The sequence below is a fragment of the Vibrio aestuarianus genome (assembly GCF_028858425.1).
Taxonomy (GTDB): Bacteria; Pseudomonadota; Gammaproteobacteria; order Enterobacterales; family Vibrionaceae; genus Vibrio; species Vibrio aestuarianus.
This window is the reverse complement of record NZ_JAKNYQ010000001.1, coordinates 2,590,098-2,609,426: the sequence shown is the minus strand read 5'-3', so window position 1 is coordinate 2,609,426 and position 19,329 is coordinate 2,590,098. Positions and strand designations below refer to the sequence as shown.

The 19,329-nt window shown below is 41.2% G+C and carries 15 protein-coding genes; 7 read left to right on the top strand and 8 right to left on the bottom strand.

Annotated elements, in window-relative coordinates; all coding sequences use genetic code 11:
- The first annotated feature begins 1 nt into the window (after position 1).
- From MCT08_RS11915 to MCT08_RS11905, 3 genes are all read left to right on the top strand, one after another.
- Positions 2-895 carry an alpha/beta hydrolase gene (locus tag MCT08_RS11915; RefSeq protein ID WP_053310463.1) on the top strand — a complete coding sequence of 298 codons (894 nt, stop codon included), beginning with the start codon at positions 2-4 and terminating at the stop codon, positions 893-895.
- A 108-nt stretch (positions 896-1,003) separates the two neighbouring features.
- The gene (locus MCT08_RS11910) at positions 1,004-1,906 is read left to right on the top strand and encodes an alpha/beta hydrolase (protein ID WP_274678483.1); all 903 of its coding nucleotides are present in this window, start codon (positions 1,004-1,006) and stop codon (positions 1,904-1,906) included.
- Between the two features lie 43 nt (positions 1,907-1,949).
- Positions 1,950-2,075, top strand: a complete 126-nt coding sequence (locus tag MCT08_RS11905) for a hypothetical protein (protein WP_274678482.1) — start codon at positions 1,950-1,952, stop codon at positions 2,073-2,075.
- A 160-nt stretch (positions 2,076-2,235) separates the two neighbouring features.
- Here MCT08_RS11905 and MCT08_RS11900 read toward each other — a convergent pair whose 3' ends face one another.
- The 6 genes from MCT08_RS11900 to MCT08_RS11875 form a co-directional block, all read right to left on the bottom strand.
- Positions 2,236-2,835, bottom strand: a complete 600-nt coding sequence (locus tag MCT08_RS11900) for a cytochrome b/b6 domain-containing protein (RefSeq protein WP_274678481.1) — start codon at positions 2,833-2,835, stop codon at positions 2,236-2,238.
- Positions 2,835-4,412, bottom strand: a complete 1,578-nt coding sequence (locus MCT08_RS11895; protein WP_274678480.1) for a tetrathionate reductase family octaheme c-type cytochrome — start codon at positions 4,410-4,412, stop codon at positions 2,835-2,837. The genes MCT08_RS11900 and MCT08_RS11895 overlap by 1 nt, the downstream gene beginning before the upstream one ends.
- A 606-nt stretch (positions 4,413-5,018) precedes the next feature.
- Positions 5,019-5,501, bottom strand: a complete 483-nt coding sequence (locus MCT08_RS11890; protein WP_274678479.1) for a helix-turn-helix transcriptional regulator — start codon at positions 5,499-5,501, stop codon at positions 5,019-5,021.
- Positions 5,486-6,847 carry a type II toxin-antitoxin system HipA family toxin gene (locus MCT08_RS11885; protein ID WP_274678478.1) on the bottom strand — a complete coding sequence of 454 codons (1,362 nt, stop codon included), beginning with the start codon at positions 6,845-6,847 and terminating at the stop codon, positions 5,486-5,488. The genes MCT08_RS11890 and MCT08_RS11885 overlap by 16 nt, the downstream gene beginning before the upstream one ends.
- Positions 6,848-7,918: 1,071 nt before the next feature.
- Positions 7,919-9,250: an ATP-binding protein gene (locus MCT08_RS11880; RefSeq protein WP_274678477.1), complete on the bottom strand. Its 1,332-nt coding sequence runs from the start codon at positions 9,248-9,250 to the stop codon at positions 7,919-7,921.
- Between the two features lie 405 nt (positions 9,251-9,655).
- Complete coding sequence (locus MCT08_RS11875; protein ID WP_080535710.1) at positions 9,656-10,429, bottom strand: metallophosphoesterase; 774 nt, start codon at positions 10,427-10,429, stop codon at positions 9,656-9,658.
- Positions 10,430-10,718: 289 nt separating this feature from the next.
- Here MCT08_RS11875 and MCT08_RS11870 point away from each other — a divergent pair, with 289 nt between their 5' ends.
- Positions 10,719-12,089, top strand: coding sequence for a Fic family protein (locus MCT08_RS11870; RefSeq protein ID WP_080535776.1), 1,371 nt, complete (start codon positions 10,719-10,721; stop codon positions 12,087-12,089).
- 199 nt (positions 12,090-12,288) lie between these two features.
- On the opposite strand, the gene MCT08_RS11865 is transcribed toward MCT08_RS11870, so the two are convergent.
- Positions 12,289-13,236 (bottom strand): competence protein CoiA family protein, encoded by a 948-nt coding sequence (locus tag MCT08_RS11865; RefSeq protein ID WP_274678475.1) that lies wholly within the window; start codon positions 13,234-13,236, stop codon positions 12,289-12,291.
- 165 nt (positions 13,237-13,401) lie between these two features.
- On the opposite strand from MCT08_RS11865, the gene MCT08_RS11860 reads away from it, so the two are divergent.
- The 3 genes from MCT08_RS11860 to MCT08_RS11850 all read left to right on the top strand — a co-directional run bounded on the left by MCT08_RS11860 (position 13,402) and on the right by MCT08_RS11850 (position 16,543).
- On the top strand, positions 13,402-15,738 hold the full coding sequence (locus MCT08_RS11860) for a TOTE conflict system archaeo-eukaryotic primase domain-containing protein (protein WP_274678474.1): 2,337 nt from the start codon (positions 13,402-13,404) through the stop codon (positions 15,736-15,738).
- Positions 15,739-15,816: 78 nt separating this feature from the next.
- The gene (abiEi, locus tag MCT08_RS11855) at positions 15,817-16,344 is read left to right on the top strand and encodes a type IV toxin-antitoxin system AbiEi family antitoxin (protein WP_182290213.1); all 528 of its coding nucleotides are present in this window, start codon (positions 15,817-15,819) and stop codon (positions 16,342-16,344) included.
- Positions 16,345-16,417: 73 nt separating this feature from the next.
- Positions 16,418-16,543 (top strand): hypothetical protein, encoded by a 126-nt coding sequence (locus MCT08_RS11850; RefSeq protein ID WP_274678473.1) that lies wholly within the window; start codon positions 16,418-16,420, stop codon positions 16,541-16,543.
- A gap of 247 nt (positions 16,544-16,790) precedes the next feature.
- On the opposite strand, the gene MCT08_RS11845 is transcribed toward MCT08_RS11850, so the two are convergent.
- Complete coding sequence (locus MCT08_RS11845) at positions 16,791-18,674, bottom strand: hypothetical protein (protein WP_274678472.1); 1,884 nt, start codon at positions 18,672-18,674, stop codon at positions 16,791-16,793.
- Positions 18,675-19,329 lie beyond the last annotated feature (655 nt).

Sequence of the window (19,329 nt, the reverse complement as noted above, 5' to 3'; positions counted from 1 at the left end):
AATGAAGAAAATCATTACCTTGCTTAGTGTTATTTCGCTGAGCATGCTGACTGCAAATGTGCATGCGAACACCTTAAATAGTGCTGTGGTTACCAAAGATATCGTGTTCAAAACTGTTCAAGGTCGAGAGATTAAACTCGACCTCTACAAACCTAAATTGCAACGTACTCAACCTTATCCGCTTTTGGTGTGGGTGCATGGTGGCGCTTGGAAACGAGGTAGTAAGGATGCGATTCCCACTAATAATCCATTGTTATTGCAATCTGTTATTGAAAAGGGCTATGCACTTGCAGCTTTGGATTACCGTTTAAGCGGAGAGGCTACCTTTCCTGCGCCTGTGCAAGACATTAACGATGCTCTTAACTTTCTTCATGACCATGCGCAGCAATACCATATAGCAGCAGATAATTTGGTGATGATGGGACGCTCTGCTGGCGGACACCTAGCCGGTTTAATAGGAACGACGAATGCGCATGGCAATATTGAGTTCTATGAGAAACCCAAATATCAGGTAAAAGCTGTCGTGAGCTTTTTTGGTCCGACAGACCTGTTAGCGCTTGGCAAAAAGGGTGGCAAGATCGCGAGTAATAAGTCATCAGTTTCTCGTTTCTTAGGTGATACGCCGAGCATCATTCCTGCAATCGCGAAACAGGCATCATCTACGACTTATGTTAACCAGAATACGCCGCCGTTTATTTTGCTGCATGGCGATAAGGATAAACAAGTACCGATAGCGCAAAGTATCGAGTTTAAAAAACAGCTAGATCAACACGGAGTTGAGAATCAACTTTTGATTGAACCAGACGTAGGCCATAGCGCGAAAGTTTTTGACACGGAGCAATACGTTCCGGTTGTCATACGTTTCATCCAACGCTATCTGCCAGCCAATGGCTGAAGTGAGTGTTTAAGTCGCAAAGTTTAGTGTAAATAAATGCAAATAGACTGGATAGACTAAGCGAGCACTTTAATATTGATGCGTATTTTACTTGAAGAGATCATTGTAATGAAAAGAGTAACAGTACTGCTAACCATGCTGATTAGTACCGTTAGTTTAGTTGGATGTAGTGTGAAAAGTGGATATGAGGCCACACCAGTTCCAGCTCAAAAACAAACTATCGATTATAAGACAGTGAATGGGAAGACTCTTGAGTTGGACCTTTATCTACCTAGCCAGCAACAAGTGGTACCTTTACTGGTGTGGGTTCATGGTGGAGCATGGATGCGTGGATCGAAAGATGAATTTCTCACTAAAAATGGGCGATTAGCGAACACGTTGTTAAACCATGGTTACGCTGTTGCGGTGATAAATTACCGTTTAAGTAGCGAAGCAACGTTTCCTGCACCGGTCGCAGATATTAACGATGCGATCAATTATCTGATTGATCGCCATCAGGAGTACTCTTTAAAGAACGATAGCGTTGTGATGATGGGCCGATCTGCGGGGGCGCATTTGGCGATGTTAGCGGCGACGTCTAATACTTATGATAATGGCTTTTACCTAGCAGGGAATGAGCCGCGCTATAAAGTGTCTGCGGTGGTGGATTTTTTTGGACCGAGCGATCTTGTTGAACTGAAAGGAAACAGCGGAGCAATCGACCATGACGCGCCAGACTCATCACAAGCCAAAATGCTGGGTAAATCACCAAGAGAAGATGCTGAGCTTGCTAAGTGGGCTTCTCCAACAACCTATATTAATAACACAACACCACCTTTTATTATCTTTCATGGCCTTAATGATACCACGGTACCGTATAGCCAAAGTGAGCACTTAAAAAGTGTACTTGACGGCTATGGTGTAGAAAATCATCTTTATTTAGTCGATGGGGCTCATCATGGTGATCCGATTTTTGATACCCAGCCCTATGTCACTAAAGTGCTAGATTTTATTCAGGCGAAGGTTGAATAGATCAATACTTTATTAATCATCCCTATGATTTAAAGCTGCGGTATTGTTGGTAGCATCCGTTCGTCACAACGACATTATTATTGATGTTGATGTTGATGTTGATGTTGATGTTGATGTTGATGTTGATGGCTTTCTACTAATTGCTGCTTTTAGCTGTTTGAGTCGTTAAGCATATGTTTGGATATCGCTATCACCGTTTTGCCTGAACGGTGACAAAGTCGGGCCGTTTAATCCGTAAGAGTGAAGTGTTATTTAGAACGATGGGTATCAAACTAAACTAAGAAAACCCCAGAGCTTAAGCTTTGGGGTTTTATGTTGTGCGCGCTTGGTTAGTCTTGGGGCTCTTTTATTTCGTAGCCGCGCAGCATCGTTTTAATATGAGCGATCGGCGTTTCACCTGTGGTGGTCATATAAACATGGCCAATGAGAAAGGCCAATACCATAAAGGCAGCCACCACGTGCAAGGTGGCGACCCAAGTTAAGGAGAAAAATCCGAGCCCCAAACTGTCCCACTTCGTATAGAACAGTAGCAATAGCCCAGTTACCCAGATAAGGGGTGCCATCATCAGCTTCCAGCCAAGGTAGGCAAGACGCTGAAGTGGGTTGAGTTTTAGCTCTGCCGTTGGGTGAAATGGGTGAGGTTCACCGGCGAAAATTCCGCGGCGGTAAAAATCGATGACAGCACCGAGTTTGTTTGTGGTTGGAATATATTGTCGCCATTCGCCAGTCGTAAAATGCCAAAAAATCGCAAAAGCCCATAAGGTCATCAGCACAAACGCACAATACTCATGCCACAAAACGGCGGTTCCGAACCCCAGTAAGTTGTAAGTGCCATGAATCTCAAAGCCGGTCACTAACATGGCCATCATCAACAAGGCTTGGCTCCAGTGCCAAAAGCGTTCGAATCGCTTATAAATCACCACTTTCATTATGAATCTCCTTGGTTAGATGATTTCCCTTTTGCTCTCATCAGTGCATGGCCTATTACCCCCAGTAGGGTCATTAGTACGATTAGCCAGCCGATGGTATCGAGTCGCGACATTGAGGTTTGTGCTGGCATGTAAAAGCCGGAGAGTTTGGCGAGGCGACCGTCTTCAGCATGGCACGCCCCACATTTGAGTGCTTGTTCTTTCGGTGCCACCATATGTACGATAGGGAAGTGGTACACACTATCAACAAATGTCATATCACCACTGTATTGGTTGCCCGTGGCGGTCATGCCGGCCGTCGCCGCTTTATCCCAATCCAAATGCTTCCAATAGGCGTTTTCGTCTTTCCCAAATAGATGCGGCGTCACCATGATTTGATTGACGGTGTCATAAGGCTGTTTGCTGCGCATAATTTTAAATGGCCACACGCGGCTGTCGTCGTCTCCACAGTGTCCTTGCGGTTGTGTCAGCTCAACGACACCTTGTGCATTGGGGGTGATTTTCTCGCCAATTGTGGTGTAACTCATCTCGCCATTAAAGCAGGCATAGTCAGGTACAACGTTACGTTCCCATGTGAAGTCCCCTTTTTTCGGGGTATAGGTGATGTAGCCTTCATCATCTTTGCTGGTTGGGCGTGATTTATTGCCGGCGGTTGACCAATCCCACTGCGTTTTGGTTTTGTTTTCACGCGCATACTCGGGTACGTGGCAGGTAGAACACGCAATGTTGGCTACGTGCTCGTTGAGTCGGTTGGCTAAACGGTTACCTTGGTGAGGCTCAAGGCCATGACAGGATTCGCAAGAGGCGCGGGTTTGATCCCCATGACCCGGAAAGTCGACGCCTTCAGTATCTTTGGCGTTCATCAGGTAGCGAGAGCCAGCGGTTTGGTGGCCACTAGTGGTATGGCAATCTTGACAAGCAAAGTTGGCTCCGTCAGGCGACATATGAACGTCCAATGCGCGGTTGGGGGTCACTAAGCTAGAATCCATATCACCATGTTTTACGCCATCACCACCGCCACCATAAAAGTGGCAGGCGCCACACGTTTCCCGTGAAGGGGCACCAACGCTTTGCGCGGCAGCTTTCAGATCAACTGGTTGGCGAATTTTACCTGAACCTGTTGGCCACTCTTTGCTGGTATAGTTTGGGTGGCCCGCATCGGTTGGGAACTTTTTGTACTCCCCCGTATTGTCGTGGCAAGCCAGGCAATCGACATTTTCTTGCTTGCTATGATCAAAAGTATTGTCTTTCCAACCATAACCAACGTGACAGCTAGTGCAGCGTGGCTCATTGGATGCCGTTGAAATACAGAAGTTGTTTATCACGTTTTTCTTGCCAAGGATCTTATCTTCAAACCCGACATCAAACGCCCATGTCCAGTGAGACGTTTGTTGAATTTGTTCGGCTGCTTGGGTATGGCATTCGAGACACGCTTTGGTCACTTCTGGGCCAGAACTAAATGGCCCCTCAAGTTGCTTAAACGTAGCGTGGTCGGCGGTTGACTGCGCCAGAACTAGGAAAGGTACAGACACCATCGCCAGTGCAAGACTGAAGGTGATCTTCAAATTCCTTTTCATATCGACACCTTGTATTAGTAATTATTTTATTAGTAATTGTTAATGTAGTGGGTGCGTATGAAGTTTCCATATAAAATTAATGGTTAATTGAGCTTAGTCAAATACCTACCAAGTTGATCGTAAAGGTGAGATCTCGCGCAAAGAATCCTATCTTACTTTTGCAGTGTAAACCTGCCTCAATCAAATCGGCTTCATTACTTCTAATAGCGCCAAAATCTGCTTTGTGAGCGGGATGCGGTGGCGAAAGTAAAACGTGTTGAATCTGTTGAGGTTGAGAAAATTATTTGTGGTCATTGTGTGGCTCACCTGAATAATTAATCCTGACCATAGTGAGAATGCTTTGAAAGGATGAATAAAAGTCTTTTAAATCATTTTGTTACATGTGTTTTGTTTGAAGGTGGTGGGTTGGCGGGAGTTAAAATGATGTCTTACTTTTCATAAATTCAGTAACTTATCGATGTTACCAATTTTGTGTTGCATCAAATGTCACATCAATTTCCTACTTCAAAAGGAACTGAACCCACGTCCACATATTCTCAACTCATTTAAAAATACTAGCTTGTTATAGCAATTCAATCTAAATAAAGAGCGCTGATACTGAACATTTTACTCATCCTCATCATCTCTCAATAGCGATTTTAATACATCGGTAGAAAAGGGGAGCAGCCCGACTTTTAAGCCAAATGGTTTGAATACCTTGTTGAGAATCTCTGTATTGTAGCTGCCCCGATCATTCTCTATATCTGAGAGTGTTTTTCTTGAAACATCGACAAGTCTTGCGAACACATCCTGTTTGAGTCCCAGTATATTAATACGTAAATTTTTCAACGCTTGACCTTGTGTAAGCTCACCAAGTAATAGCTGCTTAATGATTTTGTTCGCTTCGGTTTTGCGTTCTGCTGCACTTACTGCTTTGGCGTTTTTTGAGGTTTTCGATCTAGCCGGAGTATTAAGTTGCGATCGTTCTTTGGTCGAATGAGTTGCATTCGTCCCAGTCTTGGGCTGATGTTGATTTCGGTTTGCTCTTAGACGAGCCACCGTATCTTGAACGGACTCTTTATTGCTTGGCTTATTCATAGTAGCCCCCATTTAGTGAGCTTTTCTGATATATGATTAAGTCCAACGGCTGGCATCTCTAAGATTTGTTCTGGTACTCCTCGTAACGTTAGTCTCTGCTTTAAGTCAATGCATTTACTTGCAGTAACCTCTAGCTCTTGTAATAACACTTCTTTTGGCACGAGATCAGATAAGGTATCCGCTATTCCTACGAAGTCGTAAGTTCCGCCAACCTCTAGTGGGGCTTTCCATTTTGTTGTTCTTGGAATGCCTTCAGGATCAGCTTTCATTGGTGCGAAGTCGTAAACGGGAGCAAGCTTTATGACTCCATCACCTTTTAAGAATGAAGTGTTTCTGCCATGGTTATCACTATTACCAAACAAGATGTTGAGTAGATCTCTCTTCACCCATTCAATGACGAAAGCTTGGGTATCAAACCTATACCCTTGGTGTTTAACCATATTGCTTTCAGTAATTTTTTCTATGAGAGTTCGGATTGTTGTTTCGTGATCAAGAGTGACCCCAGCGCCTTTGTTCAAAATGGAATACACAGATTCCATGCCAAATCTCTCTATTTGTTGATCAATAATTTGAACATCAAATCGAGGAAGCCATAAGGAAGGGTAGTTTAATCCTTCCTCCAAGCGCATACCGCCGGTGGAGATCGTTTCAACTCCCATTTCAGTTAGCTCGTGGTAGAAGTAGAACTCAGCTCTTAGAATATTACAGTCGATGGTGCTTCTTGAGCCTCTAGGGTACTTTACTAAGTAATGTAAGTCGTGGTTACTATTGTCATCTTGGTATGGATCAATCCATATTTTTTCGCTGCCAGATCCATGATCGAAACCACATCGGAGGATCAGCTTTGGCGCCTCACCTCCAGCCCCTGTTGCACCACCTGCGGCTGCCCCTCTTTGCTGTGCATAGTCGAGGAAATCGCCTGCTCGATTTTTAACATCATCAACAGAGAAGTAGAGGTTGTCTGCTACTTCGTAGCGCTCAGGAAGAGAGTCTTTTATTCTTAAGTTACCAATAGGCGACATTGTGCCAAACTTGAGCAAAACATAGTCTTGTTCATCAGAACTAAGGTCTTCAATATCTAGGTGTTTGACCCAGTATCGTCTACTAGCGCCACTAGGCATAATATCGTCTAGAAACTTTAACCATCCAGGTTTACCCATGTCATCAAAAAAGAATGAGACAGGGTGGTTTAGTGAAACAGCGTGAAAGTCATCTTTATCGTGATGTTCTAGCGCATAGTCGCTGAGGTAGTTGAGTTCAGTCACTCGGAAATTATGTTGGCTACTTTTAGGGAATGAGATGATACCAATATCTATCCATTCACCTCTGATAAAAGCTTGTACGGTTAGTTCTTCCATCGACAACACCTCTACTTATCAATGAGTAAAACTTTACTCTTAAAGTCATTTTTTTTCAAGTTATGAGTAAATTATTACTCATTAATGTGTGTCGAGACTCTTTGTGAGTAAATTATTACTCATAGATTGTAAGTCAAAATTGTTGATGAGCAGAATGGATTGTTTTAGCTATGAAAGCTGCGATAGGGAGTGGGGCGTTAATTGTTTGTTCAGTTATGCAGGTTGTTCATAATAAATGAACAGTTGCCTTAAATGAACAAAGTGAATGAGGAGATTAAGAATGGCTGCTACATACAAAAATACAGTTTATACACTTTAATGCGCGTAAAAGTGTTTGAACGTTACTTTTTTATGCGCATAAAAGTATTGTTTGCTGTGCAGATAGATGATGAACCTGTACAAAACGAGCTTTTAGGGACATCAATTTTATCCCAATAAGTAAGGTATTTTCGTAACTCAAAATCATCAACGGCGGACTGAAATTGAACATCGCCCGTTGGTAGGCGAGAGAGTTGTGGGGATAGGATAACCCCTTTTTTATTGGTAACTGCTTTATATTCAGATGGTTAGGGGAATGCGTGGTGCAAGGTGTTGAATAAGGTAAAGAATAGACTTTATGAGGTATGGCACCCATACAAAAACAGCGCTATCCCAAAAGGCGCTAACCTATTGAAATAACGCTGTTTCCAAACGTTTGGTGGGCTGGCGGGATTTGAACCAAAGTATCAATATTTTAAAATTCAGGTAATTAGCTTGGTGTTACCAATTTGGTGTAGCATCAAATGTTACATCAATTTCCTACTGCAAAAGGAACTGAACCCCCGTCCAAGTATAACTTTTTGCTATTAAAACCAGCATTAATCATAGCAAAATAATCTTAAAACCACATGTAATGGTTATTCATCAACAGGTGATTTATTACTGTCGAGCAATGAGTTTAGCATACTCGATGAGGACAGTATCAGACCAACTCTTAGACCAAAAGGTTTGAACACTTTGTTTCACATGATATGAGCCAAATATTGCTCATATCATGGATTCTTCGGTATTAATGAATATGTTCTTACTCACTTAGCTTTTATCTAGATCTCTTAGGTGATCAAGTAAGTATTCAGTGTAGTAAAGTGGCATCACTATGTGCTCTTTCTCTGTTACTGGAGAGCCTTGAGTGCCTGTAAGTTTGATCGTCTTGTGGGGCTTGCACTTTTCGATGTAAGACTGCAATGATTTTGCTCGGGTTCGCTTACCGCTCTTTACTTCTACAGGCACAATACGGCCTAAGTCATCAGCGATGATAAACTCTATCTCAGCCCTTGCGTCTCCCCAAGAGAAACTTGGTTCAATACCTAGTGCGGCGATTTCCTGTTGAACATAGTTTTCTGCGACATATCCCTTGTATTCATAGCCTTGCTGTTTGATTTCACGGTAACCCGTGCCGAGCATATGGTTCAACAGGCCCACATCAAATAGAAATAATTTAACAGCATTTTCCTTCTGATAAGCAGCTAAAGGAGAACGAGGTTGTCCTTCAATAGGATGATTCTTTAGCGCAAGTCGACACTTGTGAAGCCATGTGATCGCACTTTCATATTCAGCATATCGAGATTTGCGTTCGTGAACGCCTTTGAATTTGAAGCGTTTAACGGAGTCATCGAATACCGAAGATAACTGGGCTGGGATGCTTCTAAATACAGACTCTATGAGTTGCGCATCTACTTTTCCAGAGTATTTTCCGAAATCACGCATGTAGCCCTCAATTAAGTTTCGATGGACTTCAGAGACGGCTTCAATTCGGTCAATGATGCTGAGTTGAGAGTTTTTGAACCATGAGTTTACGGCTTCAGGCATGCCGCCAACGAAGTAATAATCAGTTAGTAGTTCGATTAACTTGGAATGAGCCGCAGAAGAACTCAGCTTTTGGTCAAACGCTTTTTGAAGAGCTTTCTCTCCAGATGCCCACAAAAACTCCCTGAAAGTCAGTGGCCTTAAATTGTGCTGTTCAACTTTTCCAACAGGGAAGGAGGTGAGCAATCCAATATTGGAACCACTTGCAGCAACATAAGCTTTGGGAGCCTTTTCTGCAAAGTATTTAAGTGCGGTAACCGCTCTAGGATACTCACCAATTTCATCTAAAATAAGTAGATCTGTAGATGGTTCGAAGGTTTGCCCTGTTAAGAGTTCAATATTGGTGATGATGTCATCAGGATTTAAAGATCCAGCAAAAGCTTCCATTAACTCAGGACTCTCTAAAAAATCGATCCTTAGGACATTTTCGAATGTACTTCCTAATAGCTCCTGCAATAAGAATGTTTTGCCAGTTTGTCTAGCTCCGTCAATCAGTAGAGGCTTCCTGGTTGGCTTGCCTTTCCAGGTGAGTAGGTTTTCAAGCAGTGTTCGTTTCATCTAGCCACCTTAGTGATAGCGATTTCATGTTCGATGCTTATTACATAAAAATGCGCGATAAAATGCAAGTTCAAACATTTTAATGCGCATAAAAATGTTTTGTTTTACATTTTAATGCGCGTAAAAGTGCATTTTGGTGTGCGCATGATTATGTGGGGGAGCGAGGCGCAGTAATGAGTATATGGTGAGTGCTTCATACTCAGTATAAGCAAATGTCAATCTGGACAAGCTAGTCTTTAGCAAAAGCAGGGCTGGCTCAATAAAGATTGACGCTTGCAGGTAATGCATTGTAATTGTTCACTTTTCTATGGGTTTAACATTAAATGGAGGTAATCAATGAACAAACAAAGAATGGTTGGGAGGTGAAAGCCAAAGGCTTTCATAAATCAAATAAAACATTTTCCTTTAAAGGTAGTATGCCTTGATCTTCAAGCATCCTGACTTGAGTGGGATAGAGCCTTTTGGATTGCAAATGAAAGTGGTGCTGCCAGCAATGATCTTTTCTACTGGATCGTGTTGATGACCTGCAATCCAGTATCGTGCTTTAGAGATCAGTTCGTCGCTCAAACCAGCTTGGTAGTACGGAGCATAATCGTTGTTGGCATTTTGCTCGACAGCAAAAGCTTCTTTTGATGGAAGATGATGAGATATCGCTATATCAACTTTCCTTGGAAAGTTGTTAATGAATGCCTTGTGCTGCTCTTCAATCATTTGCTGGCTGATGTACTTTGTATCATTCATCAGCTCTGAGTACGCATCTATCAGAGCAGGTGAATATGTGTGGATAGGAAACCAAAGAGTGCCGCCATAGATGGTACATCCATCGAAATCAATTGATTCATTATCCAGAAAAAACAAGTTCGCAGTGGTGTCACTGTGCACTTTTAGCTTTGCTATTGGGGAGTACCTGCTGTCAGGGGAGCTTATTGAGTCTTGTTTGTGCAGATAGCCAGAACGGTAAGATTTACTTTTACTACCGTACCACTCGTGGTTCCCTGCAATGAGGATAACGGCTTTGAAGTAAGAGCAAAGAACATTTTTTACATACGCAATGCCATTGAGCGCATTGGCGGTGTCACCCGCAATAATCAAAACAGCGTCATTATCGAAGTTATGCCAAAAGCTCCGATGGATACCGTGTAAATCCAAGTGCAAATCAGATACTGCGTAAAATTTCAATTTATCCACCTAATAAGGGGTTGTAGAAGCCAAAGCCTCGGTTTCGAATAGTATATCTTGAGAAGATGCAGAATTGGCAAGCAGTTCATCTTGGGATAGCAAAACCTGCCACTTTTGCCTTTCTTCATTAGCTATGTGAATGCTAGTTAACTTGAGCCGTGCTGTCTTCAGGAAGATAGGTACAGGCATGAAAGCACAGATGAACATCACAGGAGGGGATTAAAGCTAGCAAAACTACTCAATATTAATTAATCTGATCTCAGAATTGTTAGATTTTGAGATGAAATTTATGTCAGGTAAGTATTTATCACCACCAGAGTGTCCGTTTAATACAATTGGTGACGTTTTGTTTGAGATTGGTAATCAAGGGCTTGATCCTAACGACTATACAGATTTCATCAATCCGCTATCTGATGATTACCATTCATTTAATGAGTTTAGGCGTAGGGTAAAGTCTGGCTTAGAAGTCAAATATTGTTGGTGGCTAACTCGTTTGTCTCGAGATAGTACCTTGATAGAGCTAACGCCATTAGAAGATAAGCCATTGCCTCCAGGCTTACCTGAGCAAGTGATTCAAGCACTATTAAACTCTCCTGACTATATACAGCATTGCAGATTCAATAACTTGCACGAGTTTGGTCGCGTGTTATCACAGATTGATCGACATACCACGCATAGCGCAATGCTGGGCATCCTAGAGCAAATTGGTGAGCGGGCGCATTTTGAGCATTTAGCGAATAACCTAGTGGATGATGAGGCGATATCGAGTAGTCAATTAGAGGGCGCTGCTACGACGACAATTCTTGCGAAAGAAATGATTAGAAAAAAAAGGAAGCCTCGTACTGACGATGAACGAATGATTTTTGGAAATTTTGACTTGATGCAAATAGCTTGGGAGCTTAGGGATGAGTCGTTTAGCATTGAGTTAATCAGAAATTTACACAAGGCAGGAACGAAAACGCTAGAACAAGAAAAATATACCTCAGGATTATTTAGAACGACGGATGATGTTGCAGTTGTTGATGCTGAAGGGGAGGTTGTTCATCAACCGCCTAAACATGATGACATTGAAAGATTACTCACGCGGGTCGTGAATTGGCTAAATGTTAATGGCAACGGTGTTCATCCTGTTATTCAAGCCATTACTCTTCATTTTGTCATCGGTTACATTCACCCGTTTCGAGATGGTAACGGGAGAGTCGCTAGGGCTTTGTTTTACTGGTATATGTTTAAATCTGGTTATACAGGCTTCCGTTATATTGCGATATCAGCATTACTAAAAAAATCCCCAATTCAATATGGTGTGAGTTATCTAGACACGGAGCACGATACCTTAGACCTCACGTACTTCATTAAATATCAGCTAAAAGTTATCAGCCGTGCTATTGATGAGTTTATTTCCGTTTATGAACGAGCGGCACATCGAATGCAGGAGTTAGAAGAGCGATATTCTGGCTTAGAAGATATTGAGAGAAAGATTATAGGGTTTGTTTCTGGTGAGCCTCGCTATCGTAAAAAGCCAACAGTAACAGCGAGAGAAGTCGAGAATTTGCTAGGTATTAGCTACAACAGTGCGAAGCAAAAACTTGACGATATGGCTACAGCAGGAATACTAAAAGCTGAGAAAATTGGTAAATCCACAGAATATTCTTTAGCGTGAAAATTGAAATTAGATTAGGGCATCGTGTTCGTTAGCTGTAAGGAGCTAGCTAATGAGATTGAAAAGATAGCAGCGAAAATGTCCTTTCGAGTTCTGGGCTTGAGAATCAAAAACTAAGAATAGTATTTGTCTGTGTTCATTTTTTCGGTTTGTTCATAAAAAATGAACGGAAGAATAAAATGAACAATTGATGTGGTGCTTATCTTGAAGAGACCTCGCTAGCGTATAGGTGGCTATGGCATTGAGGGCAGATTGGTGTACTAGGTAGCGTAACTTGCCACTGGCATTGACACATGATGCACTCAAATTGAGCTGAACGTTTTGGTATAGGTGTAGGCGGGATAGCTTTCGTTGTTGATTGCCATGAGTCGGAGCGGTGAAGGTTGACATTCCTCTGGTTGCGATGACGATATTGGTCATTACGAAAGCTCGGAGTAGGTGGTGGTGTGTACTGAGATGCCTTTAAGGATAATCGCTCAGTCGCTTCTTGTTCCAACTGAGCGTAGCGCGGATGAAATACCCACACTTTAGATTCGACATCGTTTTGAAGGTAATCTTTTAGTCTGTCCAGTTGCCGAGTCCCTGACACTTTATCGCGTGTAAATAGATGATGTGTATCATCCAACTTGATTTCGAGCACACCGCATTGCCTGTTATGTGGTGTGAGCAACTCACTTGGAAGTGGACGGTTTGGGTGGGTGAAATAAATAACAAAGATGAATTCACCGACTCTGCCCATTACATCCACAATACATTTCTCAAATAACGCTTCTTTATCGACGCTATCAAGTAAGATGGTGGATGACTTAGCAACCAAAAAATCTTCCGTGAAACACTTTCCTTTCGCTTGTTTTGTTAGAGAACTTCTGTGCTCAGGAAGAACAATAGATATACCCGTTTCTATCACTTGTCTCGCCATCATGCGCACAGAAACAAAAAAAGAAAAATCACATTCTTTGTCAGTTCCTTCAACCTTGCGGCTCGCATGAGCAAAGTGCCATTGCTTTTCTTCACCTTGTCTCGCAATCAGTGGAGTGTGGCAAGAAGGGCATATACAGCCGCAATTCTTCCCTCGCACAACATCAGCGACATCAACGAATGTCTGATCTTGGATTCTTAAGCCGAAAGGCACATGTTGAAGCAGCATCAAAACGTGAATAACTCTCAATTTAGCGACGGTATGTACTGATTTTAGGCAAGAATACTTTATAAATATGTTAGATAGGTTATGAATTGTGCCTTTGTTTTCGTATTGTCTTTTATACAATCGATTATTAACTGTATGAAAGTGATGTAATTGTCGGGGCTAGATATGGATGAGCTTGAGCTAATTGAACAAAAGATTCATGAGCTAAAAAAGGAGCTGGCTCAACTTGAACAGCAGAAGCAGCGTCTATTGACGCAGGAAGCGATTGACAAGGAAGCTGCATGTGAAATGTCACCTCAGCAAAAACTGTCTATCTATCAGAGTTATTTTAAAGGTAATACTCAATGCTATGCGCATAGGTGGCAGAACCAACAAGGCAGAAGTGGTTATGCGATTGCTTGCGAAAACGAGTGGCATCAAGGTGTATGCGGTAAACCTAAAGTAAAGTGTTTGGAGTGCCCCAACCAAGCATTCAAGCCGTTAGGTGACGATGCTATGTATGCCCACCTTACTGGCAAAGAGGTTGTTGGTTTGTATCCTATGCTGGCGAATAACACCTGTTGGTTACTAGCGGTTGATTTTGATAAAAGTGATTGGCAAGAAGCCTCTCTTGCGTATGTCGAAGTGTGCAAACTAAAAGGCATCGATTGTTTATTAGAACGATCTCGCTCAGGTCTGGGGGCACATGTCTGGATTTTCTTTGCACAGGCGACTGACGCAAAAGTAGCTCGACAATTAGGGTTCTATTTACTTGATGAAGCCATGAAAATTCATGGTGCTTTGTCATTTGATTCCTATGACCGCCTATTCCCCAATCAAGACGTGCTACCTATCGGGGGAATTGGGAATCTGATTGCTTTGCCGTTACAAAAACAAGCTCGTTTAAATGGAAACTCGGTGTTTGTTGATCATTCATTTACACCATACCCTGATCAATGGGAGGTATTAGCGTCGACGGGACGATTATCTATTGAGAAAATAGAATTACTTCTCGAAAGCAGAGTGGGCCATCGAAATGATGGTGAAGATGGCGCATCAATCAAGCCATGGGAACGAACAGTGAACACAAGCGCTGCCATCTCAGACAAACCTAAGGCGTTAGACATCGTTCTTGCCAACCGATTGTACTTACCGATAAACCAAGTTCCGAATCCTCTAATTGCTCAGTTTAAAAAATTGGCATCCTTTTCGAATCCTAAGTTTTTCAAAGCCCAAGGGCTGCGTTTGTCGACCAACGGAATTGCGCGTTTTATATGCTTGGCGGAATTAGACAGTGGTTACTTGAGCTTGCCGAGGGGCTGTTGGGATGACTTAAAGGCTATTTGCTTAGAATTAGGGATTGCTCTCCAAGTTACGGATAATCGTTTTGCTGGTCACGCGCTAACAGACATGACATTTGTTGGCTCTTTGCGCTCAGCGCAAAGTAAAGCGATTGATGAGCTAATGCAGCATGATATTGGTGTTCTTCACGCTCCAACGGCCTTTGGTAAAACGGTAACAGCAATTGGTCTAATACAAAGACGTGGAGTCAATACACTTGTCTTGGTGCATAACAAGCAGCTTGTTGACCAGTGGCAGGAGCGCTTAAAAGCTTTCACCCTGGGTATCGATATCGGCGTATATACAGGAAGTAAGAAGAAACCAACAGGACAAGTTGATATCGCGACTTATCAAAGTTTGATAAATAGAAGCGACAATAGTGTTCATTCGTTGGTGAAAGAGTATGGTCAAATCATTGTGGATGAATGCCACCATCTATCAGCACCACAATATGAGCAAGTGTTATCTGAAGCGCATGCTAAGTACGTCGTTGGGATTAGTGCAACACTTGAAAGGCGAGATGGACATCAACCGATCATATTTATGCAAGCAGGTAGAGTAAGACATACCATAAAGTCAGACCGAAACAATCAGTTTACTCAGGTGCTAGATCGCCGAGAGCTGAACCTGGAAGTGCCTTTGCATTTATCTTCGAATGACCCTAAACCTCATATTTCCGAGATTTATCGTTGGTTAATGCTTCACCCTATACGTAACGCCACCATTGTCGAGGGAATTCAAAAAGAGGTCTCTAATGGCCGAGTTCCGATTGTGTTAACCGAGCGGAGAGAGCACGCTAATATCATTGCTGGTTTGCTCAATGATTTGGGGATCACACATCAAATATTAGTAGGTTCGATGAAGAAAAAGCAGCAAGCTGAGGTGATGTCAAAGCTAGACAGTACACAAGTCATTGTTGCCACTGGGCGTTTTGTCGGAGAGGGCTTTGACCTTCCACGCTTAGATACTTTGATATTGGCGTTGCCAGTGTCTTGGAAAGGTTCGTTAATCCAATATGTAGGGCGAATACAGCGTGATTATAAAGGAAAAGAGGAGGTGAAAGTGATCGACTATATTGATGTGAAAATTCCAATGCTGCTCAGGATGTTCAACAAGCGAGAAAAAGGGTATCGAGCACTTGGTTTTTCATCAGAATCAATAGTTCAAGGTCAATTGATTTAGTGTTGATTTTTACCTCGTATCTACCAACCAAGTATCGATAAATACGATATTTAAATGTAATAAGTGTCCACTTGAGTTATGAAGTTACAGTCAGCAATTAAGCGTTTACATGAATTTGATATGAAAGGTCACTATGTCTATCGTCATGGTGATTTGAGAAAACTGTTCATTGAAGATAGTGAAAGGGCTTTTAACGCAGGTCTTAAAAGGCTCCTCAATGCAGGTGTCTTAGAGCGAGTGGTTCGGGGAGTATATGTATACTGCCTATCTTCCAAAACGAAGAGTGTAGATACAATCGAATACATAGTAAAAGCACTCCGACGAGGTGAGTATAATTATATCAGTCTCGAAAGTGCTTTGTCAGAATATGGTGTGATTAGTCAGATCCCGATAGATCGACTGACCATCATGAGCACAGGGCGCAAAGGAGAATATAAAACGCCTTATGGAGTGATAGAGATTACGCACACCAAGCGCTCAGTATCCGATATTCTGAATAGTATTTACCGTTCAGAAAGACCGCTGCGTGTTGCAACACAGGATGCGGCAATCCGAGATTTGCGACGTGTCGGACGAAATTTACATTTGTTGCCAGAAAGCAACTAACGTTCATGTTGCAACTTTCGGGCTTTAGTGAGCTTGGTAAAAAGGCTCAAATTCTTGAGGAGAGGTTAATTCAATGAAAGTTACGATCAAAGTTAATGATAAAGGTGAGCACTACTTTGAAATTCCAGATGAATACCTGAAAGAACTTAAATGGAAGGATGGTGACAAAGTGGTTTGGACTAAGAATGATGATGTGTAGTTTTTTTCTTGCTAAGTCGAGTGAAACCTAAGAGCTGTCATCATCATACGATTCTAAGCAATTTCAAGCTCGAAGAGCTAACTAGCTCTGTTTAGTTTAGTTTAGTACCGAATGTTTTAACTGCTGCATGGGTTAATGTTGATTTGTGAATGTTGTAATTCTAAAGGTAATCAAAGCCTGTAGTATGGGTATAGCCATATTATAGGCTTTGTATGTTCGCTAATACGCGTATAGGTAATAAAATCTATTAATTGTGCATGCTGAGCCACTCTAACAACTTATCATCGTTTCCTATACGCTCAAAGTTTGGGTTTTCTTGACGCAATTGGTTTTCAAGATCTTTTATCTTTTGCTCTTTTTTTCTACCACCTAACATGCTAGATGGATCTAGACTACCAATAATTTCGTTGTATTTATGTTGGTAGCGATTAAATGCCTCTTCTGGAGATGATATACTTTGCGCATCGCTCATCATGTAGATCATCGCGTTTAGCGTCCCTCGAAGGTAGTGCTCAAGGTTAACTACTAGCATTTCTAGTCTATCTTGCACAGAAGCATTATGAACAATAGCATTTCTAACGCGATAAAGCCTGTGAATTTGTAACTCTACTTTTTTAAGGTGGTTTTGAATTTTTATGCCAACTTTATATGGGCAATTACAAATTGATATGAATTGCTTAAATCTAAATAAAGCGTAAGGATAATTATTTAACCTAAGATATATTTCATTTCGATGTTCTTCGCTTTTTAATGACTTATATATTCCACCTAAATTTTCAAATTTATAGTCTATTTCTAATCCATTGGCATTAATAGGATCCCAGTTTAAGTTTTTAGCTACTCCACGAAGAGCAAATAACTGTTTTATTGTATAATCTAGACCAATACAAGGTAACACAGACTTCATTACATGTTGGTCATGACTCATTGATTCATCATAGACACCAAGGGTTAGAGCTTCTAATGCAGACCAGAAGGCTGTGAATTTACTTTCCGTCACATGGTTAGTATTGCCGTTTTGATAAAATTTAAATGCAGCACTTATTTTACTAACAGTGCTGTCATCATTTATATCATGCAGCCGAGATATTGTTTTGATATAGAGGTTGAACTCATCTATACCTAAACGATCTGAAGAACTATTTAAGCCTTGTGAATAATCATACAACTCCTTAACGACTTGATTACCCTTGTCGTTTAGTGTGGTTGCAGTATATTTTTTCTCAATTGAAACCTCTTCCCTGTTCATCATGTATGCGATAACGGCTAGTGCATTATTTAAATAGAGAGTAGCTTTAGCATGAGCCGCACTAAAAGAAATAGCTTCTACTTTTATGTTAACTGCAACATTATTCTCTTTAGGATGTTCAATCAGTACAAACTCACACTTCTGAAAGCGTACTGATTCCTTTGAATTTTTTATAAGAGAAAACAATTTTTTGCTTACGAGTTTCAAGGAAATTGTAATGTCTTGATTACCCTGACTTACTTTTTCCATTAATTTATCAAAGCTTTTTTCAAATGAAATATTCTTAAATTCACCTCCTACTTCTTTTTGTCTTTTCATTAGGAAGCTTTTGTACAGCATGTAACACTCAGATAGTGGCATACCCATGGTTAATAAAGTTCCAATTAACATGTTTGTGTGATAATAAATGTCAGAGCATACATCATCATTAAATATGTTTTGGGTTATTAGCAGGTATCTAAGTTTTTCGACGATAACAGAAATGTAATACTTTTCTAAAAGAAACTTTAATTGGTTTAGGAAACTAAGAACAAGCGTTTTATTTTTCTCAAGTATTGAAAAGTTTACATTACCAGCTTCATCTAGAGGAAATAGACCCAAAATCTGTTCGGGTATGTTATGGAATTTAGGATCTTTAAGGCTAACGTCTTGCTTTAATAGTTCATTAAGTTCGGTTGTAATATGGACTCTTTTTTTATCTGCACTGAATTTATCTCCTAATGCATAAATATCAATGAGTTCAGCTACAGCACTCAATGGGTTGTTATATGTAACCCTATCACTATCAATATTGTTACGACCTGTTAAACTAGACCAACATTCAACAAAAAAAAGCTGTTGTTGATTCAAGTTGTCTCTGTTCAGGCTGTTATCTATGCGCATGTTGCCTCTGACAAGATTTCTGTTATACTTGCCTTATAGTAAATTATTTTAATCAGAGATTCACCTAAGTCTTTGATTCAGAAAAAAACGGTCTCCCCTCTTGACTGTGGCATGTTCCCGAAGAGGCTCGAGACCATACCTTACAAAGGGTGCCTAACAGTCAGGGCACCCTTTTTTATATCAAGCCATTTCTCCTCCTCCCTACTGGACTTTAATCTTTAGCTTGGTTAGCCAGCTCTTATGCCAGACTTGGTATAGAACGGTTATGGCGTATTCAAGTTATCCATTCTTTAATAGTCAGATCAATTGGTTAAACGTTCAGTTCCTACGCTGGAAGTAGGGGTAATAGAGAGTAATGTTAATGGTTGATTTTTGCACTGCATGAGTGCGGTGTAAAAATAGGCTCAATTTTAGGTCGCACTCTACCTTTGCCAAACTTGGCAGTGAATGTGCCAACATTGACAGTCGATGTGCCAAGTTTGGCAGAAGAAATTTATCTGGATTGGCTGCTGATTTCTTTAAGAGAATGAAATTTTTCAGTCACTCCTTATATTTAATTATAACTTTATAATAGTTATAACGGTTATAATAGTTATAACATAAAAAATAAAATTATTAAATATAAAATTGGATCCTAAATGTTTCATGTGCCGAT

Excerpts from the sequence above, each read along its gene's own strand:
- MCT08_RS11845 (WP_274678472.1), bottom strand. The coding sequence starts at position 18,674 with ATGCGCATAGATAACAGCCTGAACAGAGACAACTTGAATCAACAACAG.
- MCT08_RS11895 (WP_274678480.1), bottom strand. The coding sequence starts at position 4,412 with ATGAAAAGGAATTTGAAGATCACCTTCAGTCTTGCACTGGCGATGGTG.
- MCT08_RS11900 (WP_274678481.1), bottom strand. The coding sequence starts at position 2,835 with ATGAAAGTGGTGATTTATAAGCGATTCGAACGCTTTTGGCACTGGAGC.
- MCT08_RS11850 (WP_274678473.1), top strand. The coding sequence starts at position 16,418 with ATGAAAGTTACGATCAAAGTTAATGATAAAGGTGAGCACTACTTTGAA.
- MCT08_RS11910 (WP_274678483.1), top strand. The coding sequence starts at position 1,004 with ATGAAAAGAGTAACAGTACTGCTAACCATGCTGATTAGTACCGTTAGT.
- MCT08_RS11870 (WP_080535776.1), top strand. The coding sequence starts at position 10,719 with ATGTCAGGTAAGTATTTATCACCACCAGAGTGTCCGTTTAATACAATT.
- MCT08_RS11890 (WP_274678479.1), bottom strand. The coding sequence starts at position 5,501 with ATGGGGGCTACTATGAATAAGCCAAGCAATAAAGAGTCCGTTCAAGAT.
- MCT08_RS11915 (WP_053310463.1), top strand. The coding sequence starts at position 2 with ATGAAGAAAATCATTACCTTGCTTAGTGTTATTTCGCTGAGCATGCTG.
- MCT08_RS11865 (WP_274678475.1), bottom strand. The coding sequence starts at position 13,236 with ATGCTGCTTCAACATGTGCCTTTCGGCTTAAGAATCCAAGATCAGACA.
- MCT08_RS11860 (WP_274678474.1), top strand. The coding sequence starts at position 13,402 with ATGGATGAGCTTGAGCTAATTGAACAAAAGATTCATGAGCTAAAAAAG.
- MCT08_RS11880 (WP_274678477.1), bottom strand. The coding sequence starts at position 9,250 with ATGAAACGAACACTGCTTGAAAACCTACTCACCTGGAAAGGCAAGCCA.
- MCT08_RS11885 (WP_274678478.1), bottom strand. The coding sequence starts at position 6,847 with ATGGAAGAACTAACCGTACAAGCTTTTATCAGAGGTGAATGGATAGAT.
- abiEi (WP_182290213.1), top strand. The coding sequence starts at position 15,817 with ATGAAGTTACAGTCAGCAATTAAGCGTTTACATGAATTTGATATGAAA.